24 protein-coding genes are annotated in these 26,691 nt (G+C 42.1%); 12 read left to right on the top strand and 12 right to left on the bottom strand.

Annotation, left to right across the window (positions count from 1 at the left end):
* Positions 1-220: 220 nt before the first annotated feature.
* The 9 genes from AN213_RS00585 (at position 221) to adk (ending at position 9,096) form a co-directional block, all read left to right on the top strand.
* Positions 221-1,084 carry a DUF692 domain-containing protein gene (locus tag AN213_RS00585; RefSeq protein ID WP_055196825.1) on the top strand — a complete coding sequence of 288 codons (864 nt, stop codon included), beginning with the start codon at positions 221-223 and terminating at the stop codon, positions 1,082-1,084.
* On the top strand, positions 1,077-1,835 hold the full coding sequence (locus tag AN213_RS00580) for a DUF2063 domain-containing protein (protein ID WP_269083454.1): 759 nt from the start codon (positions 1,077-1,079) through the stop codon (positions 1,833-1,835). The genes AN213_RS00585 and AN213_RS00580 overlap by 8 nt, the downstream gene beginning before the upstream one ends.
* Before the next feature lie 85 nt (positions 1,836-1,920).
* The gene (locus AN213_RS20475; protein ID WP_254907726.1) at positions 1,921-2,043 is read left to right on the top strand and encodes a hypothetical protein; all 123 of its coding nucleotides are present in this window, start codon (positions 1,921-1,923) and stop codon (positions 2,041-2,043) included.
* Between the two features lie 161 nt (positions 2,044-2,204).
* Positions 2,205-2,750, top strand: coding sequence for an adenine phosphoribosyltransferase (gene apt / locus AN213_RS00575; RefSeq protein ID WP_055196823.1), 546 nt, complete (start codon positions 2,205-2,207; stop codon positions 2,748-2,750).
* A 3-nt stretch (positions 2,751-2,753) separates the two neighbouring features.
* The gene (dnaX, locus tag AN213_RS00570; protein ID WP_055196821.1) at positions 2,754-5,192 is read left to right on the top strand and encodes a DNA polymerase III subunit gamma/tau; all 2,439 of its coding nucleotides are present in this window, start codon (positions 2,754-2,756) and stop codon (positions 5,190-5,192) included.
* 59 nt (positions 5,193-5,251) lie between these two features.
* Complete coding sequence (locus AN213_RS00565; RefSeq protein WP_054551547.1) at positions 5,252-5,578, top strand: YbaB/EbfC family nucleoid-associated protein; 327 nt, start codon at positions 5,252-5,254, stop codon at positions 5,576-5,578.
* A gap of 10 nt (positions 5,579-5,588) precedes the next feature.
* A complete protein-coding gene (gene recR / locus AN213_RS00560) occupies positions 5,589-6,197 on the top strand; it encodes a recombination mediator RecR (RefSeq protein WP_055196818.1) in 609 nt (202 codons plus the stop codon).
* A 161-nt stretch (positions 6,198-6,358) separates the two neighbouring features.
* On the top strand, positions 6,359-8,272 hold the full coding sequence (gene htpG, locus AN213_RS00555; RefSeq protein WP_054561733.1) for a molecular chaperone HtpG: 1,914 nt from the start codon (positions 6,359-6,361) through the stop codon (positions 8,270-8,272).
* A 179-nt stretch (positions 8,273-8,451) separates the two neighbouring features.
* Positions 8,452-9,096 (top strand): adenylate kinase, encoded by a 645-nt coding sequence (gene adk / locus AN213_RS00550; protein ID WP_036967590.1) that lies wholly within the window; start codon positions 8,452-8,454, stop codon positions 9,094-9,096.
* Positions 9,097-9,172: 76 nt separating this feature from the next.
* Here the strand turns inward: adk and tpx are convergent, their stop codons facing one another.
* Complete coding sequence (tpx, locus tag AN213_RS00545; protein ID WP_054561732.1) at positions 9,173-9,754, bottom strand: thiol peroxidase; 582 nt, start codon at positions 9,752-9,754, stop codon at positions 9,173-9,175.
* A 205-nt stretch (positions 9,755-9,959) separates the two neighbouring features.
* Between tpx and AN213_RS00540 the strand changes: the two genes are divergently transcribed.
* Together AN213_RS00540 and AN213_RS00535 are read left to right on the top strand one after the other, a co-directional pair.
* Positions 9,960-10,964 carry a response regulator gene (locus AN213_RS00540; protein WP_054561731.1) on the top strand — a complete coding sequence of 335 codons (1,005 nt, stop codon included), beginning with the start codon at positions 9,960-9,962 and terminating at the stop codon, positions 10,962-10,964.
* A gap of 3 nt (positions 10,965-10,967) precedes the next feature.
* Positions 10,968-11,930: a diguanylate cyclase gene (locus tag AN213_RS00535; protein WP_054561730.1), complete on the top strand. Its 963-nt coding sequence runs from the start codon at positions 10,968-10,970 to the stop codon at positions 11,928-11,930.
* Between the two features lie 55 nt (positions 11,931-11,985).
* On the opposite strand, the gene AN213_RS00530 is transcribed toward AN213_RS00535, so the two are convergent.
* From AN213_RS00530 to AN213_RS00510, 5 genes are all read right to left on the bottom strand, one after another.
* Positions 11,986-12,867, bottom strand: coding sequence for a universal stress protein (locus tag AN213_RS00530; protein ID WP_055196816.1), 882 nt, complete (start codon positions 12,865-12,867; stop codon positions 11,986-11,988).
* 6 nt (positions 12,868-12,873) lie between these two features.
* The gene (locus AN213_RS00525; RefSeq protein ID WP_054561728.1) at positions 12,874-14,388 is read right to left on the bottom strand and encodes a SpoVR family protein; all 1,515 of its coding nucleotides are present in this window, start codon (positions 14,386-14,388) and stop codon (positions 12,874-12,876) included.
* 20 nt (positions 14,389-14,408) lie between these two features.
* Complete coding sequence (locus tag AN213_RS00520; protein WP_054561727.1) at positions 14,409-15,695, bottom strand: YeaH/YhbH family protein; 1,287 nt, start codon at positions 15,693-15,695, stop codon at positions 14,409-14,411.
* Between the two features lie 26 nt (positions 15,696-15,721).
* Positions 15,722-17,644, bottom strand: a complete 1,923-nt coding sequence (locus AN213_RS00515) for a PrkA family serine protein kinase (RefSeq protein WP_054551538.1) — start codon at positions 17,642-17,644, stop codon at positions 15,722-15,724.
* A 239-nt stretch (positions 17,645-17,883) separates the two neighbouring features.
* On the bottom strand, positions 17,884-18,465 hold the full coding sequence (locus tag AN213_RS00510; RefSeq protein WP_054551537.1) for a superoxide dismutase: 582 nt from the start codon (positions 18,463-18,465) through the stop codon (positions 17,884-17,886).
* Positions 18,466-18,729: 264 nt separating this feature from the next.
* Between AN213_RS00510 and AN213_RS00505 the strand changes: the two genes are divergently transcribed.
* Entirely contained in the window at positions 18,730-19,068 is a 339-nt protein-coding gene (locus AN213_RS00505) for a Grx4 family monothiol glutaredoxin (RefSeq protein ID WP_055196813.1), read from the top strand.
* A gap of 55 nt (positions 19,069-19,123) precedes the next feature.
* On the opposite strand, the gene AN213_RS00500 is transcribed toward AN213_RS00505, so the two are convergent.
* From AN213_RS00500 to AN213_RS00475, 6 genes are all read right to left on the bottom strand, one after another.
* Complete coding sequence (locus AN213_RS00500; protein ID WP_055196811.1) at positions 19,124-20,416, bottom strand: PAS domain-containing sensor histidine kinase; 1,293 nt, start codon at positions 20,414-20,416, stop codon at positions 19,124-19,126.
* Entirely contained in the window at positions 20,416-21,744 is a 1,329-nt protein-coding gene (locus AN213_RS00495) for a sigma-54 dependent transcriptional regulator (protein ID WP_055022175.1), read from the bottom strand. Before AN213_RS00495 ends, AN213_RS00500 begins: the two co-directional genes overlap by 1 nt.
* Positions 21,745-21,825: 81 nt before the next feature.
* A complete protein-coding gene (locus AN213_RS00490; protein ID WP_055022174.1) occupies positions 21,826-23,031 on the bottom strand; it encodes an ABC transporter permease in 1,206 nt (401 codons plus the stop codon).
* Positions 23,032-23,042: 11 nt separating this feature from the next.
* Positions 23,043-24,356 (bottom strand): ABC transporter permease, encoded by a 1,314-nt coding sequence (locus tag AN213_RS00485; protein ID WP_055196809.1) that lies wholly within the window; start codon positions 24,354-24,356, stop codon positions 23,043-23,045.
* Positions 24,357-24,358: 2 nt separating this feature from the next.
* Complete coding sequence (locus AN213_RS00480) at positions 24,359-25,066, bottom strand: ABC transporter ATP-binding protein (RefSeq protein ID WP_054551528.1); 708 nt, start codon at positions 25,064-25,066, stop codon at positions 24,359-24,361.
* Positions 25,067-25,087: 21 nt separating this feature from the next.
* On the bottom strand, positions 25,088-26,341 hold the full coding sequence (locus AN213_RS00475) for an efflux RND transporter periplasmic adaptor subunit (RefSeq protein ID WP_055022173.1): 1,254 nt from the start codon (positions 26,339-26,341) through the stop codon (positions 25,088-25,090).
* Positions 26,342-26,691: the final 350 nt, after the last annotated feature.

Raw genomic sequence — 26,691 nt, 5'->3', positions numbered from 1 at the left:
CGCAGACAAAAAAGCAGCTAAAGAAGGCAAGTGCGGCGAAGGTAAATGCGGCGCGGACAAAAAAGCAGCTAAAGAAGGAAAGTGCGGCGAAGGTAAATGTGGCGCAGACAAAAAGAAAGCTAAAGAAGGTAAGTGTGGTGAAGGAAAATGTGGTTCTAACCACTAAACGCTTATTTAGCTTTTAAAAGGGCCGTAAAGGCCCTTTTTAGTAGGAGGTAGTATGTTAAAAGAATCAGTAGCTGATTTTGGGCAGGTTGGTTTAGGTTTGCGCCGAGAAATGCTTGATGAAATGCTCATTGATGTTCCAAAACCCATTGAGTTTTTAGAAGTTGCACCAGAAAATTGGCTCAAGCTAGGCGGGCGTTTTGGAAAACAATTTAAACAGCTTACCGAACAACATGCCTTTGTATGCCATGGTTTATCGTTATCAATTGGCTCACCTGCAGCGCTTGATATTGACTTTGTGCAATCGCTTAAAACTTTCTTTAAAGAGCATAATATTCGTTTATTCAGCGAACACTTAAGCTACTGCTCGGGCGAAGGGCATATGTACGATTTAATGCCCATTCCGTTTACTGAAGATGCAATTAAACATGTGGCCTCTCGTATTAGGCAAGTACAAGATATTCTAGAGCAGCCAATTGCCATCGAAAATGTCTCTTACTATGGCGCGCCCGGCCAACAAATGACTGAACTTGAGTTCACTAATGCGGTGTTAGAAGAAGCGGATTGTAAACTACTGCTCGACGTGAATAACATTTATGTTAATTCGATTAATCATGGTTATGACGCAGAGCAATTCTTAGCGGCGTTACCAACAAAACGTATTGCCTATGGGCATGTTGCGGGCCACTACACTGAGGCAGAAGATTTACTGGTTGATACCCATGGTGCGCCAGTTATCGATCCTGTTTGGCAATTACTTGAAAAAGCTTATGAAGTTCATGGGGTATTTTCCACCTTGTTAGAACGAGATTTTAATATTCCGCCGATGAGTGAGTTATTAGCTGAACTGAAAACCATTGAAGCACTACAGCAAACAGCCAACAAACAAAACCAAGCAAGGGTGAAACACAGTGCCTAATCATTTTACCCAAGTGCAGCAAGCGTTTATGGCGCATATCCGCGACCCTCAGCAACATGCTAAGCCTAGCGATGTTGAAGAGCGCCGTATGGCGATTTATCGCGACTTATTTTTTAATAATGTGGATGGCTTTGTTAGCTCTGCGTATCCAGTACTAAAAAGTTTATATTCAGAGCAAGCTTGGCATGGCCTCGTTAGACAGTTTTTTAGCCAGCATGATTGTAAATCACCTTATTTTTTAGATATTGCAGGGGAGTTTTTGGCTTTTCTTGCTAATGACTATGAAGTGCAAAGCGATGATCCCGCGTTTATGTTAGAGCTAGCGCACTATGAATGGGTTGAGCTTGATGTATCGGTTGCTCAAGAGGTGGTAGAAGAAGTGAGCTTATCGGCTCATCAAGTGACAAGCTCTGCATTATTCTTAAGTTCGCTTGCGCGTAACTTGAGTTACAGTTTTCCTGTTCATACCATCAGTACAGATAATCAACCAAGTGAACCCGCGGCACAACCAAGTTACTTTGTGGTTTATCGTGATAGCGATGACGAAGTACAGTTTTTATCGACAAATGCGATGACTGCATTACTTCTTAATATCATAGAATCTCAGCCGGGTGCAGATTTAAATGATATATGCCAAGCAGTTGCAGAGCATGCGCCTCAATTTAGCCAAGAGCAGCTTTACCAAGGTGCGCTCAATACCTTAAGTGCCATGGCAGAGCGCGGCATTGTGGTGACTAATACATTGGTTTAAAAATCGGCTAAAGCTCTTTATTGATGAGGGTAGTTCGACTATTATGTGCGCCTTATTTTGTCGTGCTTAAATAAAGGTAGTAACTATGTCGAATGATAAAGACTTTAAAGATCCGTTCAATGCAACTTATTTCATTGCGTTTTTAGCTGTATTCGGTGGCATTGGCTGTCTAAACGCTATTCTTGGTTGGATCACTTCTTTATCTTAATCTGCGCAAGCAAATTTAAGACAATAGGCTGCATAATGCAGCCTTTTTTATAGTTGATATTTCTTGTTAAGTGATTAATTTCGAAACTTGCTACCGACTTTCTCCTAAGGTGATGTTATACTCTCGAGCTTTGTTAGATAAACTTTTTGAGCAGTATAATTATGACTCAAGCAACTTCAACGCTCATCAAACAGAGCATTGCAACGATCGCTGATTACCCAAAGCCGGGCATTATGTTCCGCGACGTAACAACTTTAATGGCTAATGCTGACGCATTTAAAGCAACTATCGACAGCTTTATCGCAGCATATAAAGACCAAGGTTTTACAAAAATCATCGGTACTGAATCTCGTGGCTTTATCTTTGGTGCACCACTTTCTTATGCACTAGGTATTCCATTCATTCCAGTTCGTAAACCAGGCAAACTTCCTCGCGAAGTGATTTCACAAAGTTACCAATTAGAGTATGGTGAAGATATTCTTGAGCTTCATACAGACGCAATTGTCCCTGGCGATAAAGTGTTACTGGTAGATGACTTACTGGCGACAGGTGGCACAATCGAAGCAACTGCAAAATTAGTTGCTAAACTAGGCGGTAACGCAACTGATGCCGCATTTGTTGTTTCTTTACCTGAGCTGGGTGGTGAGCAACGAATTGCTGATATGGGCATCAAAATCTTAAAGTTGGTTGAATTCGAAGGCGAATAATTAATGAGTTATCAGGTTCTAGCAAGGAAATGGCGACCACAAACCTTTCACGAGTTAGTGGGGCAGTCTCATGTTAAACAGGCATTAGTCAATGCGTTAACACAAAATAGACTCCATCATGCTTATCTCTTTACTGGAACCCGTGGGGTGGGTAAAACAACCATTGCACGTATATTCGCTAAAAGCCTCAACTGCGATAAGGGTATCTCTGCTGAGCCATGCGGCCAATGCTCAAGTTGTACTGACATAGAAGCAGGCCGTTATATCGATTTGTTAGAAATCGATGCGGCATCACGTACCAAAGTAGAAGATACCCGCGAAATCCTTGATAACGTTCAATACGCACCAACACGTGGTCGTTACAAGGTATACCTAATCGATGAAGTTCACATGCTGTCAAAGCACAGTTTCAATGCATTACTAAAAACATTGGAAGAGCCGCCAGAGCATGTGAAGTTTTTATTAGCGACAACCGATCCGCAGAAACTGCCAGTGACGATTTTATCGCGTTGCTTACAGTTTAATTTAAATGCTTTGTCGCAATCAGAAATTCATGATCAGCTTGCCCATGTTCTTAATCAAGAGCAGCTAAGTTTTGATGATAAATCATTGTCTATTTTAGCTAAGGCAGCCGATGGTAGTATGCGTGATGCACTGAGTCTTACAGACCAAGCAATTGCGCAAACCAATGGCAATATTAATCATCAGGCTGTGCAAACTATGCTTGGCTTGATGGATACTCAATATAGCCAAACCATGTTAGCAGCGTTATTGTGCCAAGATGGCGATGCATTACTTCAAGAAGTAAAAGCGGTCGTTAGCCGAAACCCTAACTTTGTAGCTTTGCTCGACGATTTAATTGCCCTGACGCATCTTATTCAGCTTGTGCAACTTGTGCCTAGTGCAGCGGCACTTGATGATACTAACCGAGATTTTATTGAGCAGGTGGCACAAACCACTGATGCACAGCAGATGCAGGTTTACTACCAATTGCTATTAAATGGTAAAAAAGATTTGCAATGGGCACCCGATGCTAAACTTGGCTTTGAAATGATCATGTTGCGACTGCTTGCATTCCAACCTACGCAATTTGCACAAAGCCAAATACCAACGAATACCCAGCAACAGGTTAAGCCAAGTGGTGCCGGTGCACTGCGTGATATTTTGAAAAAATCTACGGCGCAACGTGAACAAGCAGCTTCAGAGCAAGCACCAGTTGCACATAGCTCTGCACAGACAACTGCTGTTCCTTCAGAGCCTCAGCCAACACAAGCTGAGCCTATTCAAGCAGCCAAGGCAGAAACGGTACATAGCCATGAGCCTGCCCAGCAAGTTGAAGCAACAGCAGAAGAGCAGCCTGATGTTGGTCAACAGCCTCAGCAATCTGTTGAAACTGCAATGGCCGCTGAAGTTCAACCAGCGGCTCAACACCAAGAGCAAAGCCACTCAGAGCAAGTGCCTGCAGATGAGTACTCATCACCAGAGTATTCTTCGCAAGATTATATGGACGATCATGATGCGCAAATGGACCCATCACTTGCTGCGCAATACGATGATGTGATGAATAGCGCCTATGATCAGGGCTTTACTGCCAATGAAGCATCTGCGCCTCAGCAACAGCAAACTGCACCTGCACAATTACAACAGCAGCAAAGTCAGGCGCAGTCGGCCATTGCTCGTATTTTACAAGACCGCAATATTTCAGGTGCCGGGCGTTTAAGTGGTGCACCAACGCAAACTCATGCTAAAGCAGAACCACAGCCTGAAGCTGAGCCCAAAGCAGAGCCGCCAGCGCAACAAAGCACAGCCACGACCAATATTCAGTCTCAGCAGCAAGCAATGGCTGCTGAAGTAAAAAAGCCCATCCCCCAGCAAACGGGGGAGAGCAGTAGTAAAGTAAAAAAAGTCGACTTTCGAGAAAAGCATCAAACAATCACCGAAAACTTAGCGCCAGAGTTACTTGAGCAGATCAATCCACAAAAAGCGCCAGAGCCAGTAGTTGAAGAAGCCAGTATTCCGATACCTGATGATTTTGAAAGCCCGATCAGCAGTATTAAGTTTGCACACGAACAAGACGAATGGGCGTATTTAATTAAACGTATGGGGCTTGGTGGTCGCATGCGCCAATTTGCGCTGCATTCAATTTTTACCAAGCAGAATAATCAGTTGCACATTGAAGTTGATTCATCACAGCGCCATTTAGATAGCGCTGTGCTTAGACAAAAGCTCAATGCCGCATTAAGTGAAATTTACGGCCATAATGTTGAGCTTAGTATCGAGTTTGCTGATGGCGTAATTGATTCACCGTATTTGATTCAACAAAAAATTGATGCGGGACGTCATCAACAAGCGATTGATGTAATAAATAGCGATGAAAATATAGTGCAATTTCAACAGTTATTTAGCGCTATAATCGATGAAAACAGTATTCAGGCATTGTAATTAGTTACAATAGCCCTTATCTTCATGCCAATTAAAGTAGTTTAGAAAGAGAGACAGTTATGTTTAAAGGTGGAATGGGTAACATGATGAAGCAAGCGCAGCAAATGCAAGAGCGCATGCAAAAAGCCCAAGAAGAAATCGCAAACCTTGAAGTTGTAGGTGAAGCAGGTGCAGGCCTAGTTAAAGTAACTATGCTTGGTAACCACAATGTTCGTCGTGTTGAATTAGATGACAGCCTAATGGAAGACGACAAAGACATGATCGAAGATTTATTAGCGGCAGCGTGTAATGATGCAGTTCGTCGTGTTGCTGAAGAAACTCAAGAGCGCATGAGCAAAGTAACTGGCGGTATGCAATTACCACCAGGTATGAAAATGCCATTCTAAGTGATTTTGTATGCAACTATCTCCTAGTTTAACACAGCTAATTGAAGCGCTACGATGCCAGCCGGGCATAGGTCCTAAGTCGGCACAGCGCATTGCTTTTCATTTGCTTGAGCGTGACCGTCAGGGTGGTAAACAGCTTGGTCATGCATTAACCAAAGCAATGGATGAAGTAGGGCACTGTCAATCTTGTCGTACTTTTACAGAGCAAGCTGTATGCGATATTTGTTCAAGTGTTAAACGCCAAGATAGTGGTTTATTGTGTGTGGTTGAATCACCAACCGATGTACTCGCTATTGAGCAAACTGGTCAATACCAAGGTCTTTACTTTGTTTTAATGGGTCACTTGTCGCCAATTGATGGCATAGGACCAAAAGAAATTGGCCTTGATATTCTTGAAAGCAAGTTGCAACAAGGCGGCATTAATGAGGTGATCCTCGCGACCAATCCAAGTGTTGAAGGTGAAACCACAGCCCACTTCATTGCTGAGCTTTGTCATAAGTATCAGGTAGGTGCATCTCGTATTGCTCACGGTGTCCCTGTTGGTGGTGAGCTCGACTTACTCGATGGTATGACATTGATGCACGCATTTAGCGGACGACGCGCCGTAAACCAAAATTAATACCTGATATGGTATCAAAAGCCTGCTTTAAGCAGGCTTTTTTGTGTATAGCCCCCCAATTTAGCCGTAAATTTAAATTTTTGCCTTGAAGTTCAAAAAGCCTGCCCCATATAAAGAGTCATAGTGCAGATTAGACACTTTGTTAATTGGAGATTTACACAATGACTGCAGCACAAAAAGAAACATTAGGCTTTCAAACAGAAGTCAAACAATTATTAAACCTGATGATTCATTCTCTTTACTCTAATAAAGAGATTTTCCTACGTGAGCTTGTATCAAACGCGTCAGATGCGGCAGATAAATTACGTTTCCTTGCGCTTTCTAATGGCGATTTATACGAAAACGATGCGGAACTAAAAGTACGTATCAGTGCCGATAAAGAAGCAAACACGGTCACCATTACTGATAATGGTATTGGTATGAGCCGTGAAGATGTGATCAATTCACTAGGTACAATTGCAAAATCAGGCACCGCAGAATTTTTCCAAAACCTAACTGGTGACCAAAGCAAAGATTCACAATTGATTGGTCAATTTGGTGTTGGTTTTTACTCAGCGTTTATCGTTGCTGACAAAGTAACAGTACGTACGCGTAAAGCAGGTGAAAGCCAAGGTATTGAATGGCAATCTGCAGGTGAAGGTGAGTACACATTACAAGAGATTGATAAACCATCACGTGGTACCGAAATCATTCTTCACCTTCGTGAAGACGAAACAGAGTTTGCTGATGAGTTCCGTCTACGTAGCATCGTAACTAAATATTCAGACCATATTTCTATTCCAGTTGAGATGTATAAAGCAGAAGTACCTGAATCTGAAGGTCCTGACGGCGAGAAAATTCCAGCACAGCCAGGCGAGTGGGAAGGTATTAACCGCGCAACAGCACTATGGACTCGTGATAAGTCAGAAGTAACAGACGAAGAGTACAAAGAGTTTTATAAGCACATCGGTCATGATTGGGAAGAGCCACTAAGCTGGGCACATAACAAGGTTGAAGGTAAAACTGAATACACGAGCTTGTTATACATCCCGAAAAAAGCACCTTTCGATTTATGGAACCGTGAGCGTCAATCTGGTTTAAAACTGTATGTACAACGCGTTTTCATTATGGATGACGCTGAGCAGTTCATGCCAAGCTATTTACGTTTTGTGAAAGGTTTACTTGATTCAAACGACTTGCCACTTAACGTGTCACGTGAAATTTTACAAGACAACAAAGTAACGCAAGCAATCCGTAAAGGTTGTACATCGCGTGTACTTAAAATGCTTGAGCGTATGGCGAAAAACCGCGAAGAAGATTACCAATCTTTCTGGAATGAGTTTGGTCAGGTGTTAAAAGAAGGCCCAGCTGAAGATGCGGCTAACAAAGAAGCTATTGCTAAGCTATTGCGTTTCTCTTCTACACATACTGATGAAAGCACACAAAATGTATCGCTTGAGCAATATATTGAGCGTATGAAGCCAGAGCAAGACAAAATCTACTATGTAGTTGCTGATTCATTCGCTGCAGCGAAGAACTCACCACATTTAGAGATCTTCCGTAAGAAGGGCATCGAAGTATTGCTTCTAAGCGACCGTGTTGATGAGTGGATGATGAGCTACTTAACAGAGTTCAACGAAAAATCATTCCAGTCAATTACCCGTGGTGACTTAGATTTAGGCAACATGGATGACGAAGAAACGAAAAAAGCGCAAGAAGAGTCAGAAAAAGAAGTTGCTGGCCTAGTCGAGCGTATTAAAACAGCACTAGGTGATAACGTTAAAGACGTACGCTTTACGCACCGTCTAACTGACTCGCCTGCATGTGTTGTTGCTGATGAGCACGATATGAGCTCGCAAATGCAAAAGTTAATGGAATCAGTTGGTCAAACAGTGCCTGAGCAAAAGCCAATTTTTGAGCTTAACCCAGAGCATCAGCTTGTTAAACACCTAAATGTTGAACAAGACGAAGACAAGTTTGCTCAGTGGTCACAAGTACTTTTAGATCAAGCATTACTGGCTGAGCGCGGTACTTTAAAAGACCCTGCAGGCTTTGTAACTCGTTTGAACAAACTTATGCTAGATTTAAGCAAATAAGCGTTTTAGCTGAATGAGTTGGAAAAGGGAGCAAGGCTCCCTTTTTTATTGCCGCTAATATAGGCAATTGGTATAAGTTACTTGAGGTATAGCCTTAGTTGTGGAAGAATTCAGGCTCTAAAAACAAAACTCCACTGATCGACCATTTTTAAGATTAGTATCACACAGAGGACAATGATATGCGCATTATTCTTTTGGGCGCGCCGGGTGCAGGTAAAGGTACTCAAGCTCAGTTTTTGATGGACAAATACGGTATTCCACAAATTTCTACGGGCGATATGCTGCGTGCAGCAATCAAAGAAGGTACACCACTTGGTCTTGAAGCTAAAAAAGTAATGGATGCAGGTCAATTAGTATCTGACGAAATTATTATCGGTCTAGTTAAAGAGCGCATTGCTAAGCCAGATTGTGAAAAAGGTTTCTTACTAGACGGTTTCCCTCGTACTATTCCTCAAGCAGATGCAATGAAAGAGAATGGCGTGGTAGTTGATCACGTTATCGAATTTGACGTTGCTGATGAAATTATCGTTGAGCGTATGGGCGGCCGTCGCGTTCACCCTGGCTCTGGTCGTGTTTATCACGTTGTTTATAATCCACCTAAAGTTGATGGTAAAGATGACATCACAGGTGAAGACCTAATCATTCGTGATGACGACACTGAAGAAACAGTTCGTAAGCGTTTAGGTATTTACCACGACCAAACTAAACCATTAGTTGATTACTACCAAGCTGAAGCGAAAGCAGGCAACACTCAGTACCACAAATTAGACGGTACTCAAGCTGTTGAAGCTGTTAGCCAACAACTTGGTGAGCTTTTAGGTTAATAGCCTAATTGTTGACATAAAAAACCGCCGTTGGGCGGTTTTTTTGTGTCTGTCTCACTGCAAGTTAAATTGCGCTTTACAGTTTCTTTAATGCCGCAATAGCACTGTCGTAATCAGGCTCTTTTGAAAGGTTATCGACAAGCTGCTTGTAAACGATGTTATGTTCTTTATCGAGCACAAATACGGCGCGGGTTAACAAGCCCATATCTTTGATAATCAAACCGTAGTTCTTACCAAAGTCACGCCATACTGAGTCAGATAAAGTCACTACTTTGTCTATATTCTCCGCTTTACAAAAACGCTTCTGTGCGAACGGTAAGTCTGCGCTTAAGGTTAGCATTGCTACACTTGGGTATTCTGAAGCTACTTTTTCATTAAAGTGTTTGGTTTGAATACTACATACGCCAGTGTCTAAACTTGGCACAACGCTTAAAAGCACTGCTTGGCCTTGATAGTTGTCTAATGTGACGGGCGTAAAGCTGCCATCTACTACTTTAAAATTAGGCGCTTTTTGACCAACTTCAACACCTTGCCCTAGTAAAGTGACCGGCTTAGATTGGGCAGAAACCTTACCAGCATCTAAACTATTTTCTGATAAATCACCTGCATAACTAAACGTGCACACTGCACTTAATGCAAATATAAGTGGACGTAACATAATAAGATTCCTTCAAATTAACGCATTTAACATCAGTGTATTATACTCATGGGGTGGCTCCAAGGATTAGTACAATTTAAAATTGTAAATAACCAGTAGTTTGATTAACATGTGTTCGTGACCCTATTTTTTATATATAAAAATAAGAATAAAGTTGCTAGGCTAATTTGTGTCTAGTTAAAAAGTACGGATTTAGAGAGAGAGTATGTCAACATCGGTATTAGTTTGTGATGATTCAAAGTTAGCTCGTCGACAATTAGCACGCTCTTTACCCGATGATTGGGATATTAAAGTTGAGTTTGCTGAAGACGGTGTTCACTGTATTGAGCAAATCAAAAAAATTCAGCCTGAAATACTGTTTCTCGATTTAAACATGCCTGAAATGGATGGCTACGAAGTACTTCAAGCTATTCAAGAACAAGACCTACATGTTCTCACCGTGGTTGTATCTGGCGATATACAACCTAACGCTCACCAACGTGTGCTTGAGTTAGGCGCTATCGACTTTATTCAAAAACCTTGCTCTGCAGAAAAGCTTGCAAATATCATCGAGCACCATGGTATTAAAGATAAAGCCATGCGTGAGCGCCTTGCTAATAAGCTAGGTGAGCAAGTTGACCCTGATGTGCGTGACATCTATCAAGAGCTCACAAACGTGGCTATGGGGCAAGCAGGGGACTTATTAGCGCGTCTTCTTAATGTATTCGTAAAGCTTCCTATTCCTAATGTAAATGTATTAGAGGTAAATGAGCTCGATATGGCTTTACGCTCGATTGATGCGAATGCCACTACATCTGGTGTGTGCCAAGGTTTTATCGGTGGTGGTGTATCTGGTGAAGCCTTATTACTGTTAAATGATTCAAGTTTTAAAGAAATTGCGTCACTTATGAATTACGAAGGCGAGCTTAACGATAAAGTTGAGCTTGAGCTGCTGATGGATGTCAGCAATATTCTAATTGGCGCGATTTTATCAGGGCTTTCTAAACAGCTCGATATGCGTTTTAGCCAAGGTCACCCTGTGGTGCTAGGACAACATTGTGATGTGACCGATTTAGTAAAAGCCAATAAATCTCGCTGGCAACGAACGCTGGCGATTGAGATCAGCTATGGCATCGAAAATCACAATATTAACTGTGATTTGATGTTGCTGTTCACCGAGGACTCATTAAAAACCCTTAAGTACAAAGTAGCTTATTTATTAGAAGACTAAACTATGCCTGCAGCCGATTTTAATATGAATGAACTCCATTGGTTAATGGATATGTTTAATACCGTTGATGTAGGCCTAGTGGTGCTCGATAGAGACTACAAAGTATGCATCTGGAATGGGTTTATGGAAAACCATTCCGGCTTATTGCCAAGCGCGGTAAAAGATAAAGACCTGTTTGACTTATTTCCATCAATTGATGAAAAATGGTTTCGCAGCAAATCTGAATCTGTGTTCATTCTAAATAATCGCTCGTTTACTATTTGGGAGCAGCAGCCGTATATTTTCCGTTTTAAAAATTACCGTCCGATTACCGGTAAAGCGGATCATATGTATCAAAATGCCACTTTTATTCCGCTGACGACGACTACAGGTGAAGTATCGCATATCTGTATCATTATCTATGATGTAACCGATGAAGCGGTGAATAAAAAAGAGCTAGAAGAAGCCAACAGTAAGCTTGAACAAATGAGCCGTACCGATGCACTTACTAAGCTTACTAACCGTGGTTATTGGGAAGAAAAGCTACGCAAAGAATATATGCGCATTGTGCGCAGTGGCGGATGTAGCAGTTTGTTGATGTTTGATATTGACCACTTTAAAAAGGTGAATGATGAGCATGGCCATCGTGGCGGTGATGAGGCACTGCGTCATATTGCAGACTTACTACGTAAAACTCTGCGTGAAACAGACTTAGCAGGTCGCTATGGTGGTGAAGAGTTTGCGGTAACCTTGCTTGATACTGATCATGAGGGTGCGCATATCTTTGCTGAGCGATTAAGAACACTGATTGAGAACTCATCAATTTACTTTGATGGCAAACAAATTCAACTGACGGTCAGTATTGGTTTTGCCTGCTTCGACGAGAAGTTTGATCGCTACGAAAAGTGGGTTGAAGCAGCCGATAAAGCCTTATATCACTCAAAAGAAAACGGCCGTAACAAGGTCACAGCTTATACAGATTTATAAACAAACAAGGGGCAAATAAGCCCCTTTTTGATATTTATTTGATTAAGTTTGCGGATTAAACCCCAAGTGGCGGTAGAACAAGAATATCTGTTTTAAGTAGCTTCATGACTTTTTCGGCAGTATTACCAATTAAATGACCTTTAATACCCGTATTACCTACCGACCCCATAATCACTAAGTCTGCATTTAATTTAGCTGCAACACTTGGGATCACTTGCTCAACGACACCGGCTTTGATTTTAAGCTTGTCTTTTAAGTCGTGGGCTTCGATTAAGGTACGCTGTGCTACGGGTAGCTTTTCAAAGGCGTTAATTACTTGCTCGTCTGAAAATACAATGCCTAAATCACGTAAAAACGGCGATACATGTACGGTATAACAAGCGTAAAACTCGCTGTCGTAGTCTTTAGCATAGGCTAAGCCTGCTTTGATAATTGCTTCGTTTAAACAGTATTTAGTCGCCTTTTCGCTGCCTAAATCAAGGGCTGCCAGTACATTGGTATTGTTACGCCACTTGTTATCGGCGGCCAAATAAAGCGGTAGTGGACTAAAGCGAATAAGCTGCCAGTCTAGCTCTGTAAATTGCGTTTCTTCGTCGATGTGGCGAGTTTTAATCACCATTTCATAGTCTGACGTATCAAGCTCATTGGCTAGCCACTGTACTGGGCTTTCATGCCACAGGGTTTGCAAAGTATAGCTACCATCATTTAAATGCTCACTGATAAGTGGACCAAGTGCTGCACGGACTTTAGCGAGCTCTTTGTCTTGAATAGCGAGCGCTTCATCAGGTGGAATAGAGAATAAAATGTTATTGGTGTCTTCGTAGCTAAAAGCAACAATATCAATATGCTTCACGCCTTTGGATTTTTGCTTTGCATGTAATATAGACGTTTTAGCATCGGCTGTAGAGTCGATGATCACCAGTATTTTTTTATTCATTTTTGGCTACTCTGTTGTGTGTCGGGTATCACTGCTTGGGCATTCACCCAATAATGAAACTTCACCTGTTGCGGTTTCTTGTTCCAGTTTTACCTTAAAGCCCCATAGCCTGTAAAGGTGTTTTAACACTTCATCTTTTGATTTAGCTAACGGAATATTGTTATGCGGTACATAACGCAGAGTGAGTGAACGATCTCCTCTAATATCAACATTATAGACTTGAATATTTGGTTCGTGATTACTTAAGTTGTATTGTGCCGACAGGGTTTCACGAACCTGGTGATAGCCCATTTCATCATGGATGGCACCGACATTGAGAGTCGGCTCTTTTTCATGATCAATAATGGTAAACAACTTAAAATCACGAATAATTTTTGGCGATAAAAACTGGCTAATAAAGCTCTCATCTTTAAAGTTTTGCATTGCAAAGTGCAGGGTTTCTAACCAATCACTGCCGGCATACTCCGGAAACCATTTCTTGTCTTCTTCTGTTGGGTTTTCGCAAATACGGCGAATATCAACCATCATGTTAAAGCCAAGAGCATAGGGGTTGATCCCTGAATAATAATTGCTGTTATAGGGCGGTTGATACACCACATTGGTGTGACTTTGTAAAAACTCAAGCATAAAGGCATCGGTGAGCTTACCTTCGTCGTACAGGTGGTTCAAAATGGTGTAATGCCAAAACGTAGCCCAGCCCTCATTCATCACTTGAGTTTGTTTTTGTGGGTAAAAATATTGCGAAATTTTACGAACAATTCGAATTATTTCTCGTTGCCATGACTCTAGCAGCGGCGCATTTTTTTCGATGAAGTACAAAATGTTTTCTTGTGGCTCTTCTGGAAAACGACGCTCACGCTTTTTCGACTCTTGCTGCGAAGTAGGGATTGTGCGCCACAACTCGTTGACTTGCGATTGTAGGTAGTCTTCACGTTCTTGTTGGCGTTTTTGTTCTTCAAAAAGTGAAATACGTTGCGGGCGTTTGTAGCGGTCGACACCATAGTTCATTAACGCATGGCATGAATCAATCAGGTTTTCGACCTCGGTAATACCGTATTTCTCTTCGCACTTGGCAATGTAGTTTTTGGCAAATAATAAGTAATCGATAATTGAGCTGGCATCAGTCCAGGTCTTAAATAAGTAATTGCCTTTAAAAAATGAGTTGTGACCATAGCAGGCGTGGGCCATTACCAAGGCTTGCATAGGCAGGGTGTTTTCTTCCATTAAATAGGCAATACACGGGTCTGAGTTAATAACTATTTCATAAGCAAGGCCCATTTGCCCACGTTTATAGTTTTGCTCTGTTTGAATGAATTTTTTACCATACGACCAGTGGCTGTAGCCAATCGGCATACCCACACTCGAATAGGCATCCATCATTTGTTCAGCAGTGATCACCTCAATTTGATTCGGGTAGGTATCGAGTTTATAAATTTTCGCTACCCGTTCAATTTCAGTTTGATACTCTGTTAATAGATCAAATGTCCAATCAGGACCGTCGCTAATACGTTTATCGGCCATACTTTACCTCACTGGCAAGGCTATGCGGCGCCTTGCTGCTGACGATTCTTTTTAAATAATTCACGGAAAATAGGGTAAATGTCCTCAACGCCACGAATGTGCTGCATGGCAAAATTGTCGTGGGTTTGCACTATTGATTGATACTCTCGCCATAAACTTTGATGAGCACGAGCGGTAATTTCGATATAGGCGTAATAGCGCACCGCCTTTAACAGCTTATTACGTAAAATTTCGCCACAGTTTGGCGAATCATCAGCCCAGTTATCACCATCAGAGGCTTGCGCTGCGTAAATATTCCACTCTTCAGGGTTATAACGTTCAGCGATTATTTCGTTCATCAGTTTTAATGCACTAGATACTATGGTGCCACCCGTTTCTTGAGAATAGAAAAACTCTTGCTCATCGACTTCTTTCGCTTGGGTATGATGGCGAATATAGACAACCTCTATATTTTTGTAGCTACGAGTTAAAAATTGATAAAGCAGAATATAAAAGCGTTTTGCCATGTCTTTCGTTGCTTGATCCATCGAGCCAGACACATCCATTAAACAAAACATGACTGCTTTGCTTGTTGGGTGTGGTTGCTTTTCATAATTACGAAAACGTAAGTCGTAATTATCAATAAAAGGCACTGCTTTAATGCGGTTTTGCAACTCCTCAATTTGGCGTTCAAGTAAGGCAATTGCCGCCTTGTCTGGCTGCTGCTCAGCTTGTAGCAGAGCGAGCTGGCCTTCAAGCTCAGCAAGGTGACGTTTTTTGCCTGCAGTCATCGCCACTCTGCGAGCAAGCGAGCCTTGCAATGAGCGAACAATATCAATATTGCTTGGCATGCCGTCGTTACAAAAACCAGCGCGATGGGTTTTCATTTGCACCAGTTTATCGAGCTGGTTTTGTTGCAGGTTAGGCAGCTCAAGATCTTCGAACAATAAGTCTAAGTATTCATCTTTTGAAATAGAGAATACAAAGTCGTCTTGTCCTTCACCAGAGTCACTGGCTTCACCTTCGCCACTACCACCACCTTGACCGCCCCCTTGCGGGCGCTTGATTTTGTCGCCCGTAGAAAACTGGTCATTGCCTGGGTGGATCTGTTCACGGTCGCCACCACGTCCTTGATGAAAAATTGGCTCACTGATATCACGTTGCGGAATAGAGATACTCTCGCCGCTGGTGGTATCGGTTACGCTGCGCTTATTAATGGCATCAGATACCGCTTCTTTAATCTGTTTTTTATAACGCCTGATGAACCGTTGACGATTCAAGGTACTTTTGTTTTTTCCATTCAGGCGTCGGTCAATAAAATGCGCCATAACAACCCCCTTAAAACAAACGTTTTTTACTGCGATTTTCTAACGCGTAAATACCATTCAGAAAGTAAACGTACTTGTTTTTGGGTATAGCCTTTCTCAACCATACGATTGACAAAGTCTTCGTGTTTTTTCTGATCTTCTGCAGAGGTTTTCGCATTGAAGGAAATAACCGGCAGCAGATCTTCGGTATTTGAGAACATTTTCTTCTCAATAACTGTGCGAAGTTTTTCGTAGCTGGTCCAAAGCGGATTCTTGCCTTGGTTGTGGGCACGCGCCCGCAGTACGAAATTAACTATCTCATTACGGAAATCTTTAGGGTTTGAAATACCCGCAGGTTTTTCAATCTTCTCAAGCTCTGCGTTAAGCGCAGCACGGTCAAATAACTGGCCAGTATCTGGGTCGCGGTATTCTTGATCTTGGATCCAGAAATCTGCATAAGTGACGTAGCGGTCAAAGATGTTTTGCCCATATTCTGAGTAAGATTCTAAATAGGCTGTTTGTAACTCTTTCCCGATAAACTCTACATACTGAGGAATGAGGTATCCTTTTAAGTGGCTTAAGTAACGCTCTTCAACATCGGCGGTAAATTGCTCTCGCTCAATTTGCTGTTCAAGAACATAGAATAAGTGCACTGGGTTGGCTGCCACTTCAGTGGTATCGAAGTTAAATACCCGCGATAGGATCTTAAACGCAAAGCGGGTAGAAAGCCCTGTCATGCCCTCATCAACACCCGCGTAATCGCGGTATTCTTGATACGACTTCGCTTTCGGATCGGTGTCTTTTAAGCTTTCGCCGTCATAGACCCGCATTTTTGAATAAATACTTGAGTTTTCTGGCTCTTTAATACGCGAAAGAGTGGTAAATTGTGCCAGTGTTTTTAATGTCCCCGGTGCACAAGGGGCATCATGTAATTCACTGTTTTCGAGTAGTTTATTGTAAATTTTAACTTCTTCAGATACACGTAAACAATAAGGCACTTTGACGATGTAAACACGGTCTAAAAATGCTTCATTGTTTTTGTTGTTCTTAAATGTTTGCCACTCAGATTCATTTGAGTGAGCTAAAATCATGCCATTGAACGGCAGGGCACTAATGCCTTCTGTGCCGTTGTAATTGCCTTCTTGCGTTGCTGTTAGCAGTGGGTGTAGCACCTTGATTGGCGCTTTAAACATTTCCACAAATTCCATTAAGCCTTGGTTTGCTAAACAAAGTGCACCTGAGTAGGCATACGCATCAGGGTCGTTCTGTGCAAAGTGCTCAAGCTGGCGAATATCTACCTTACCAACTAACGCTGAAATGTCTTGATTGTTTTCATCGCCGGGCTCAGTTTTCGCAATCGCAACTTGATTTAAAATAGATGGGAAGCGCTTAACCACTCTAAATTGGCTAATATCACCATTAAATTCACTTAAGCGTTTTGCGGCCCACGGTGACATCACTGTTTTTAAATAACGCGGTTTAATGCCGTATTCTTTTTCTAAAAGCTCTGCGTCTTCATTTGGGTCAAATAAGGCTAAAGGGTGGTCGTTAACAGGCGAGCCTTTAATTGAGTAAATAGGTACCTGCTGCATTAAGTATTTTAGCTTTTCAGCAATGGATGATTTACCGCCACCTACTGGGCCAAGTAAATACAGTACTTGCTTACATTCTTCTAAGCCTTGCGCAGCATGTTTTAAATAAGAGACGATTTGCTCAATGGCATCTTCCATACCATAAAAATCGTGAAATGCAGGGTAGCGTGCGACTACGCGATTAGAAAACAGCCTGCTTAAGCGCGCATCGGTTGAAGTGTCGATAATCTCCGGCTCACCGATGGCCATTAATAGCCGCTCAGGTGCGCTGGCATAAGCTGATTTATCCTTCTTACAGATCTCGAGAAATTCCTCAATACTGTATTCTTCTTCTTGCGCTGCTTCGTATCGTGATTGGTAATGCTCAAAAATACTCATAGAGACCTCCGAAAACCCGCTAAAATGACGTGTAATTAGATTAAGAGAAAAGCAAAGGCTAATTAAAGCTTAGTCACGATTTTGAATTTTTGCGCAAGAAAATTAAGAATTTAATTGAAAAAAGCTCATCTTGATTACGCTTTTTGGCTGAGGGCTTGGCTGCGACTTAGAAGGGGCGTGCACTGGCAATAAAAAAGACGCCGAAGCGTCTTTTTTTGATTACTGCTAGTAACAGAAGATTAAGCGAAGTTAGCGTTCGCGAAGTCCCAGTTAACTAATGCCCAGAAACCTTTTAGGTAATCTGGACGAACGTTACGGTAATCGATGTAGTAAGCGTGTTCCCAAAGATCCACTGTTAGGATTGGAGTAACACCTTCATCAGTTAAAGGCGTTGCAGCATTTGATGTGTTAACGATATCAAGTGTGCCGTCAGCTAGTTTAACTAACCAAGTCCAGCTTGAACCGAAGTTGTTTACTGCTTTGTCGTTTAACGCTTCTTTGAATGCGTCGAAAGAACCCCATTTAGCGTTGATCGCGTCAGCGATTGCGCCTGTAGGCTCGCCACCGCCGTTTGGAGATAGGCTGTTCCAGTAGAACGTGTGGTTCCAGATTTGTGCAGCATTGTTAAATACGCCACCTTCTGAAGAACATACGATTTCTTCTAGAGATTTGTTTTCGAATTCTGTGCCTGGGATCAGACCGTTTAATTTCACAACGTAAGTGTTGTGGTGTTTACCGTGGTGAAACTCTAGAGTCTCTTTTGAAATATGTGGCTCTAATGCATCGATTGCGTATGGTAGTGACGGTAGTTCAAATGCCATTTTTTATCTCCATCTTCTTGGTTGATAGTCCACTCAGTTATAGGTAATAGCAAGGTAAACAGCGTACTTCCCTATACCAAGTGGTATTATAGTGTTACTATAATTGTTGAGTATTTTACTCAAGTTTTAGCAAACAGCAATGCTATTGCTAAAGACTATTTAAAATTGTGGCTACGAATGCCGATTTTAAGTTATATATCTGAGGCCACAGTGAAACTTTTTCAAGGCCAATGTAGTAAGCCAATGTCTTTTTTGAGGTTGTAAATGGAAACCATCGATAAAATTAAACAGCAAATTTCTGAAAATCCTATCCTTCTTTACATGAAAGGATCACCAAAGTTACCTAACTGTGGTTTTTCTTCACAAGCATCACAAGCACTTATGGCGTGTGGTGAGCAGTTTGCTTACGTTGACATTCTACTTAACCCAGATATCCGTGCAGAGTTACCTGCATACGCAAACTGGCCAACATTCCCACAACTATGGGTAGAAGGCGAGCTTATCGGTGGTTGTGACATTATCATCGAAATGTTTCAACGTGGTGAATTACACCCACTAATCACTGAAACAGCAGCAAAGTACAAAGAAAAAGACGCTGAATAATTATATTTAGTGTAGAAAGAAGCCGCTGATTGCGGCTTTTTTTATATCAAATTTATCAAGCTGGCAGCAAAACATGCACGCTTAATCCACCTTGCTCGCGGTTATGCAAGCTAATTTGCCCGTGGTGCGCTTCAACTATTTCTCTGCAAAGTGCTAACCCTAGGCCACTTCCTGTTGCTTTAGTGGAGTAAAAGGGAATAAGTGCGTTAGCCATTACAGCTTCACTCATGCCTTTGCCTTTATCACTCACTGTGATGTGTGTGCCACTTGCTTCTTGTTGCACAGTTAAGCTGACATCTTCGGGGTTTGAACCCGATTCATAGGCATTTTTTAATAAGTTTATAAGTAATTGTTCGAGCTGAGTGTGATCAGCGTCAGTTGTCACTCGCTCATCAAGTGATACTTCAACCTGCCACTGACTTTTTAATTGCTCAACCAGCGTCGGCCAGTTAATCGTTGATAGTTGAGGGGTGGGTAACTTGGCAAATTTACCATAGCCTTGCACAAACTCATTAAGGTGTTTTATGCGGTCTTCAATGGTGGTAAATACCCGTTTTAAACGTGGTTCATCGACTTCTTTCGTTAATAGTTGCGCGCTATGAAGCATCGACGACATTGGCCCTAGGGAGTTGTTAAGCTCATGGCTAATAATACGAATAACTTTTTTCCATACCTCTACTTCTTGGCGGCTTAGTTCACGGGTCAGTTGTTTAAAAACATAAAGTTGATGAAACTGATTATTAAGTAATAATCGGCCTGTTGCCATATGCCAAGTTTGTGATTCTTGATCTGCTTTGTCGAGGGTAAATAAACCATCAACGCCTTTGTGAATCGCACGCGTTAATTGCTCGCAGCTTGAATCTAATAAGTTCTCTAGCTTGGCGCCTTCAAGGGCTGATTTAGCATCAAGTAAGCTGCGGGCACTGTGGTTGCTATAAACAATAAAGCCTTGGTCGTTAGTCAAAATCACGGCTTGTGGGGAGCTTTGCAGTACTTTGTCGAGCATCAACTCACGCTGATAAATCCATTGTTTTTCTTGGCGAAGCTGTTTTGCGGTTTGGTTATAAAGCCGGCATAAATCACCTAGCTCATCACTGCCATCATAGGCCAATAATGTGGCCAGCTCACCATCTTTAAAATTAAGCAACCCGGTTTCCAGCGAGTTCATGCCATCAATGAGCGGAGCTGATAATTGCGCAGCAAAAAATCCGCTGATCAAGGCGCAAGCGAGCAGGGCTAATAAGCTGTAAAGCAAGCTTATGCCCGCAAAATAACAAACCAATATAAGCGGCAATGCAGAAGCAGCAATACACAAAGTTATGATTTTATATCGAAACGAAAAACGCATTAGTATTCAATCTTAAATTTATCAAGCCTGCGATAAAGCGCTTGGCGGCTTAAGCCAAAATGGCGAGCCACTTTAGCAATCACACCTTTGTACTCGCGCATGGCAAGTTCAATCTCTTGTTTGTTAGGCTCTGCTCTTGTTTGTGTTGGGCTGTTTGTTTCAACTTGTAAGCCAAAATCAGCAAGCTCAATCACCCCTGTGGGTTTTAAAACGCCAGCACGTTTACAGGCATTTTCAAGCTCACGAACATTACCCGGCCAGCTATGGGCGAGCAGGGCTTTTTCTGTACTAAGCGACAGTGTGCGCTCAGGTAAAAAGTGTGCGACCAAAGCTAAAATATCATCTGGGCGATGGGCAAGGCTTGGTAAATTTAACTCAATAACATTTAAGCGGTAGTAAAGGTCTTCACGAAATTGACCTGCTTTAATTGCATGGCTTAAATCTTCATTGGTTGCTGAAATCACCCGCACATTCACTTTACGTGTTTGTGTTGAACCTAAACGTTCAAATTCACCAGTTTGTAAAATGCGTAATAATTTCATTTGCCCAGAAAGTGGTAAGTTACCAATTTCGTCTAAAAATAGGGTGCCACCATCGGCCGCTTCAAAACGACCAATGCGCTGTTTAGTAATACCTGTATAGGCGCCAGCTTCGGCACCAAATAATTCAGCCTCAATAAGCTCGCTTGGTAAAGCACCGGCATTAACAGTGATAAAGGGTTTATCAGCTAATAATGAATTGGCCTGTATTATTTGCGCAATGCGCTCTTTACCACTGCCGTTAGGGCCTGTGATCAACACTGAAATATCTGATTTAGCAACTTGAATCGCAAGATTAACAATGTGCTCCATAGCGGTACTTTTATAAACCAAGCCTACTAAATTTGCTTGTTGTACAGATGCGTCACGTTCTTGCTGGTGGCGGGTAAAGGTTTCGTTTTGTTGTTTTGCTTTACCCAGCTCGATTAGGTTATTTACACAAGTAAGTAGCTTGGCATCGTCCCATGGTTTTGGTAAATAATCAGCCGCCCCAGCTTTGACAAGTTCAACGGCAGTAGAAAGCTCTGTCCATGCGGTGATCAAAATAATCGGTAGGTGAGGATTAATGTCTCGTAAGGCATAAAAAAGTTTTTTGCCTTCTTCGCCGGAAGTGGTGTCGGCGGTGAAATTCATGTCTTGAATAACAAGCGCAATACGTTGGTATTGTACGGACTGAATTGCCTCAAACGGGTTACTTGCTGTAACAACATCAAAACCGTGAATTTCGAGTAATAACGACAATGCATCCAAAATGGCTGGGTTATCGTCGACGATCAGTATTTTTTCCATATTATTGTTTTAGTTATTTTCCTAATAAGGGTGCAAGATGAATGCTACACTGTAAATCCAGTGTAGCATAGGTTGGGAGAACTAAATTGTTCGAGTTGCAATGCTCGGTGAGATATTCGCAGCCCGTTTTGCAGGGGCAAGTACCGCTAATAAACTCATAACAAACACTGCCAGCGCAGTAGCAAGTACGTAGCTAATATCAAGCTGAGCAATTGAAAAGTGCTGCATCAGTAATTGCCCTAAATACACGGCAGCAATCACACCAATCACTAAACCAACTATACATATCATGGCGTTTTCAACTAAGAAGTAGCTAATGATGGCAGATTTTCTGGCGCCTAAAGCGCGGCGAGTGCCTATTTGTTTAGTACGCTTGCTAATATTGAACAGCGTTAGGCCGAAAATACCCAGGGCCGTCACCAACACTAAAATAGTAATAAGTACAATCAGCATGCGCATCATTAATGTATCTTCTGCCATGTATGACTCTTTATCGTCATCTAAGCCACGAATGCGAGAAATAACACGTTTGTTGTAGTTTTTCAGCATGGCTTCTTCAACACGGTTCATGACCGATTGACGTTGACCAGGCTCTGTTCTAACCACAAAGCGTGCATTTGTACCAGGTTTAATAAAAGGCAGCAGTGCTACGTTATCTGGGCGGCTGTCTTTAAGCCATGGGCCCTTCATAAGATCAATTACACCAATTATTTTCATTGGAATATCACCAAAATAGACTGTTTGGCCTAAACCATTGCCGTCAGGGAACAGCTCATCGAGTAGAGTTTTAGTGACAACGGTTACTTTTGAAAGCTCATCATAGTTATCGGTGACGATCACTTCGTCTTCGGTGTAGTTACGCCCAGCAACGAGTTTAACGCCATAGGTATTGATACCATGCTCATCGATAAACATGTATGAAGTACGGGCTGATTTACTCTCTTCAGGTGCTGGCTTTAAACTAAAATCTGACGAAGAACCACTGCCCGAAAGCGGTGTGTTACTCGAATAAGCAGCATCGACTACCCCAGGTATTTGACGAAGCATGGCTTCATCAAGCTCATATTGCTGAGACGGTGACACATCTTTGCCAAACATCATGACATTAAAAACGAAAATGTCTTGTTCAGGGTAGCCGGTTTCTTGGCTTAAATAGCTAACTCTGTCTTGGATAATAAACGCCGCATTACTAACAATGGCAGTGGTGATGGCAATTTGGATCAGTAATAAAATGGCGCCAACTTTTGAGCGGCATAAGGCGTGAAAGATAGGTTTAATTTCTAACATGGGTGTCTTCCTTATTGGCTCTTAAGATAAATAGCAGGGTTGGTTTTACATACCAGCCAAGCAGGGTATAGACCCGCTATCACACAGGTGCTAATTGCAATCACCGGTGCGCTAAGTAGCATGGTTAAGTCCATTGTGGCTAAGCTTTGGTAGTAGCTATAGCTTTGACGTACGCCTAACAAACCTACTTGCGCCAATATAATACCCAAGATGCCACCTAAGAAACCTAACATCGCTACCTCAACAATATGTTGAAAGAATATTTGACGTTTACTGGCACCTAATGCACGGCGCACACCGACTTCAGGAGCACGGCGTAAGAATTTCGCTAGTAATAAACCTAAAATGTTGGCAAGGCATACCGCTAAAAACATAAAGCTAAGGCCAACCAGAATTTCGTTGTCTTCGCTAACGACATTGTTGTACTGCATCCACTCATTTACATCGCGTAAGGTGGCAGTTAATTTTTCACGGTTAAAACGACCTAGCTTTTGTTGCTCTTGCATATAGGCCATTAAAAAGTCTTGGTAAGCTTGCTTTTCTGCAGGAGTTTTTAGTTCAACCCAAAATTGTAACCACACCATTTCAGAATTGAGCTTGTCGTTAAAGGTATTGGTTTTTTCGTGCTTCCAACCATTAGTATTACCCCAGTTTTCAAGCTCTCGGGCTTTCATTAGGCTAAATGGTAAAAATAGTTGCTCGGTCTTATTAAATGCACCGTTGTTCAGATCATAATATTTGGTGGTGATATCCCAATCATCAATCACGCCAATAACTTCGTAGCTGGCATCATCAAGGTACACCATTTTGCCTACTGGGTTTTCACCTGCAAATAGCTTATCGTTTAATTCTTTATTGATCACCACAACAGGGGCGGCATCGGCTTCTTGTTGCGCACTCCAGACCCCACCGTAAATAAACGATAGGTTAAACATCTCGAAAAAATCAGGGGTGGTTAGGCGAGCTTGACCAATAAATGGTTTTACTTTGTCTGAGTCTAAATAAACCGAAAAACCCGTTCTAACCATAGTGACACGTTTACCACCTGCTTTGGCCTGGTTGAGGTTAACGGCATCTTGATAGGTTAATTGCAGTGGCATATTATCGACTGTCCACCACGTACGGCCTTCATCCATGGATTGTAACTGCACAGAATAAAGGTCGCTACTTTTTTCAGGAATAGGGTCTGCCGACATCATGTGATACACAGATAAACTTGTCATGGTAACGCCAATACCAATAGCAATGGCCAATACCATTAAAAAGCTCACAAGTGGCGTGCGCTTAAAGCTGCGCCAGCTCAAATCTAAATAATGAAGGAACATGGTTACACTCCAGCCGCTTTAAGGTTTTGAGTGCCTTGATACAAGGTGAAGTCAGCTAGTTGGCCATCAACAACTTGGATGTTACGTGGTGCTCTGCGGGCAAGCTCTGGATCATGGGTAACCATGATGATAGTTGCACCATCCCGGTTGATTTGTTCAAGTAGCTCCATCACTTGACGGGCCATTAAACTATCTAAATTACCAGTTGGCTCATCGGCAAGTAAAAAGCGCGGTTCACCAGCAAGGGCTCTGGCAATAGCAACACGTTGTTGTTGACCACCAGAAAGTTGTTGCGGTAAATGTTTAGCGCGTGAAGCTAAACCAACTTGCTCTAGGCATTGCTCAATTCGGCGCTTACGCTCGGCGGCTTTGATACCGCGATAACGCAGAGGGACTTCAATATTTTCATAGAGGTTCAAATCTGGAATAAGGTTGAAGCCTTGGAAAATAAAACCAATTTTTTGATTACGTAAGTCAGCACGCTGGTTGTCGTTGAGCTTACCCACATCAATACCGTCTAACATGTATTGGCCTTCGCTAAATGGTTCTAACATACCGGCGATGTTTAAAAATGTGGTTTTACCTGAGCCACTTGGGCCCGTTACGGCAATAAATTCACCTTCTTCAACTTGTAGATTAAAGTCGCGAAGGGCATGCGTTTGTACCATATCTGTTTGATACACTTTGCTGATGTTGTTCATTGTAAGCATGTTGATTATTCCTTTTATTTGTTAGCGTAAAACCAGTGTGGGAGCTTTTTTAAAGCGATCGTAGTTTGAGATAATTAACTTATCGCCAGGCTCTACACCTTCAATTATCTCGACAGCATTGATACTGCTTGCACCGGTTTTTATATCGATTAAATAAGCCATGTCACCATCAATTTTATAAGCATGGGTGCCACCTTGTTGTAAGAATGCGCCGCGTTTCACTTGCAATACATCGTCGCGATTCTCTAGTAAAATACGTGCGGTTAAGCGTTGGTTTTGGCGAATGCCAGAAATCTCATTGTCAAAGCGTACGCGGGTTGTGACCTCGCGATTATTTACTTCAGGTGATATAGCCGATAGCGTGCCTGTGACATGACGAGCACCTAAAGTAAGCTCAACTTGCATACCAAGACCCAGCTCATTGGCGTAGCTTTCTGGTACTTGCAGTTCTGCTTCAAAGTTACTTAAATCGACCAATGTCATTAATGGTTGGCTTTGTGTGACCGCTTCTTTTTGTTGCACTAATAAGTTACCCACAATGCCGCTTACACTCGCGGTAATAGTGAGTTCATTTACTTGTCTGAGTAAGTCATCAACAATTAGTTGCTGACGTGCCAGATCACGCTCTGCTGCTTTTAGCTCAAATGCGAGGGTATCTTTAGCTAAGCTGACTTCTTGCTCGGCGTGCTTATATGAAAGCTTGGCACGGGCTAAGTCATCAACGGCTTTTTCTAAATCTATTTGGCTAATTAAATGTTTCTCGATTGAGATTTTAGCTCGGCGGTTTTCTCTATCTGCGGCATTTAACTCAACTTGCGCTAAATCTAGCGCTTTAGTCAGGCTCAACTTTTGTCTGCGCGCTTCAAGTTGCTTGCGTTGTAACTCGCCTTCTAATCGCGCTAATACTGATTGTTGCTGTTTTAGTTCGTTAGTCAGCTCAGGGCTGGTTACGGTTGCGATCACTTCATTTACTTCAACGCTATCACCGGCTTTTACTTTTAAATCGACAAAGCCGCGTTCTGGGCTGTAAACCTTTGGCGCATTAGCTGCAACGATTTTACCGCTCGCTGCCACATCTCTAGTAAGTGTCTTTTGGCTTACTTCACTAATTTGTAGGCTTGCTGCATCAACCGAAATGCTGCCATCGTTACTGGCAAACAATGCTTGAAAGCCGAGCGCACCAACAAGTATTACACCTGCAGCTATTATAAGTGGCTTTTTAATGGTGTTTTTCTTAGCCACGGTAATATCTTGGGCACTGGTATCCTTAATCATCATAACTCCTTACGATTCTCAAAACACACAATCATGAAGCCAACGGCAAGCATGGTAAGTGGAGAAGCCATAAACAAACTGATAGTGAACATTTTGAAATCCTCAATTTCGCTGATGTCTTATCTATACCAGTAGCATGCCAATTTTTAATATATTGATTTTTAATGATTTTATTTTTGAAGAATGGATTGATGTCTGTCCGCGGACAGAAAAAGTGTCCGCAGCGGACACTTTTAGATTGCTTATTGTTGACGCAAGGGTAAAGAAACTCGGTCATTGCGACTAAGGTAGTCTGCTCAGATACATAGTTTGTAACTATGCTAAAGCCAAGAGTAAATAATGATGCAGTT

The sequence above is a fragment of the Pseudoalteromonas sp. P1-8 genome, assembly GCF_001399985.1.
In the GTDB taxonomy this organism is placed as follows: domain Bacteria; phylum Pseudomonadota; class Gammaproteobacteria; order Enterobacterales; family Alteromonadaceae; genus Pseudoalteromonas.
The sequence above is the reverse complement of the archived record's forward strand: the minus strand, read 5'-3'. Positions and strand labels throughout refer to the sequence as shown.

Bases quoted from the DNA above. Each gene is read 5' to 3' on its own strand.
- AN213_RS00585 (WP_055196825.1), top strand. From the start codon at position 221: ATGTTAAAAGAATCAGTAGCTGATTTTGGGCAGGTTGGTTTAGGTTTG.
- AN213_RS20475 (WP_254907726.1), top strand. From the start codon at position 1,921: ATGTCGAATGATAAAGACTTTAAAGATCCGTTCAATGCAACTTATTTC.
- apt (WP_055196823.1), top strand. From the start codon at position 2,205: ATGACTCAAGCAACTTCAACGCTCATCAAACAGAGCATTGCAACGATC.
- dnaX (WP_055196821.1), top strand. From the start codon at position 2,754: ATGAGTTATCAGGTTCTAGCAAGGAAATGGCGACCACAAACCTTTCAC.
- AN213_RS00565 (WP_054551547.1), top strand. From the start codon at position 5,252: ATGTTTAAAGGTGGAATGGGTAACATGATGAAGCAAGCGCAGCAAATG.
- recR (WP_055196818.1), top strand. From the start codon at position 5,589: ATGCAACTATCTCCTAGTTTAACACAGCTAATTGAAGCGCTACGATGC.
- htpG (WP_054561733.1), top strand. From the start codon at position 6,359: ATGACTGCAGCACAAAAAGAAACATTAGGCTTTCAAACAGAAGTCAAA.
- adk (WP_036967590.1), top strand. From the start codon at position 8,452: ATGCGCATTATTCTTTTGGGCGCGCCGGGTGCAGGTAAAGGTACTCAA.
- tpx (WP_054561732.1), bottom strand. From the start codon at position 9,754: ATGTTACGTCCACTTATATTTGCATTAAGTGCAGTGTGCACGTTTAGT.
- AN213_RS00540 (WP_054561731.1), top strand. From the start codon at position 9,960: ATGTCAACATCGGTATTAGTTTGTGATGATTCAAAGTTAGCTCGTCGA.
- AN213_RS00535 (WP_054561730.1), top strand. From the start codon at position 10,968: ATGCCTGCAGCCGATTTTAATATGAATGAACTCCATTGGTTAATGGAT.
- AN213_RS00530 (WP_055196816.1), bottom strand. From the start codon at position 12,867: ATGAATAAAAAAATACTGGTGATCATCGACTCTACAGCCGATGCTAAA.
- AN213_RS00525 (WP_054561728.1), bottom strand. From the start codon at position 14,388: ATGGCCGATAAACGTATTAGCGACGGTCCTGATTGGACATTTGATCTA.
- AN213_RS00520 (WP_054561727.1), bottom strand. From the start codon at position 15,695: ATGGCGCATTTTATTGACCGACGCCTGAATGGAAAAAACAAAAGTACC.
- AN213_RS00515 (WP_054551538.1), bottom strand. From the start codon at position 17,644: ATGAGTATTTTTGAGCATTACCAATCACGATACGAAGCAGCGCAAGAA.
- AN213_RS00510 (WP_054551537.1), bottom strand. From the start codon at position 18,465: ATGGCATTTGAACTACCGTCACTACCATACGCAATCGATGCATTAGAG.
- AN213_RS00505 (WP_055196813.1), top strand. From the start codon at position 18,730: ATGGAAACCATCGATAAAATTAAACAGCAAATTTCTGAAAATCCTATC.
- AN213_RS00500 (WP_055196811.1), bottom strand. From the start codon at position 20,416: ATGCGTTTTTCGTTTCGATATAAAATCATAACTTTGTGTATTGCTGCT.
- AN213_RS00495 (WP_055022175.1), bottom strand. From the start codon at position 21,744: ATGGAAAAAATACTGATCGTCGACGATAACCCAGCCATTTTGGATGCA.
- AN213_RS00490 (WP_055022174.1), bottom strand. From the start codon at position 23,031: ATGTTAGAAATTAAACCTATCTTTCACGCCTTATGCCGCTCAAAAGTT.
- AN213_RS00485 (WP_055196809.1), bottom strand. From the start codon at position 24,356: ATGTTCCTTCATTATTTAGATTTGAGCTGGCGCAGCTTTAAGCGCACG.
- AN213_RS00480 (WP_054551528.1), bottom strand. From the start codon at position 25,066: ATGCTTACAATGAACAACATCAGCAAAGTGTATCAAACAGATATGGTA.
- AN213_RS00475 (WP_055022173.1), bottom strand. From the start codon at position 26,341: ATGATTAAGGATACCAGTGCCCAAGATATTACCGTGGCTAAGAAAAAC.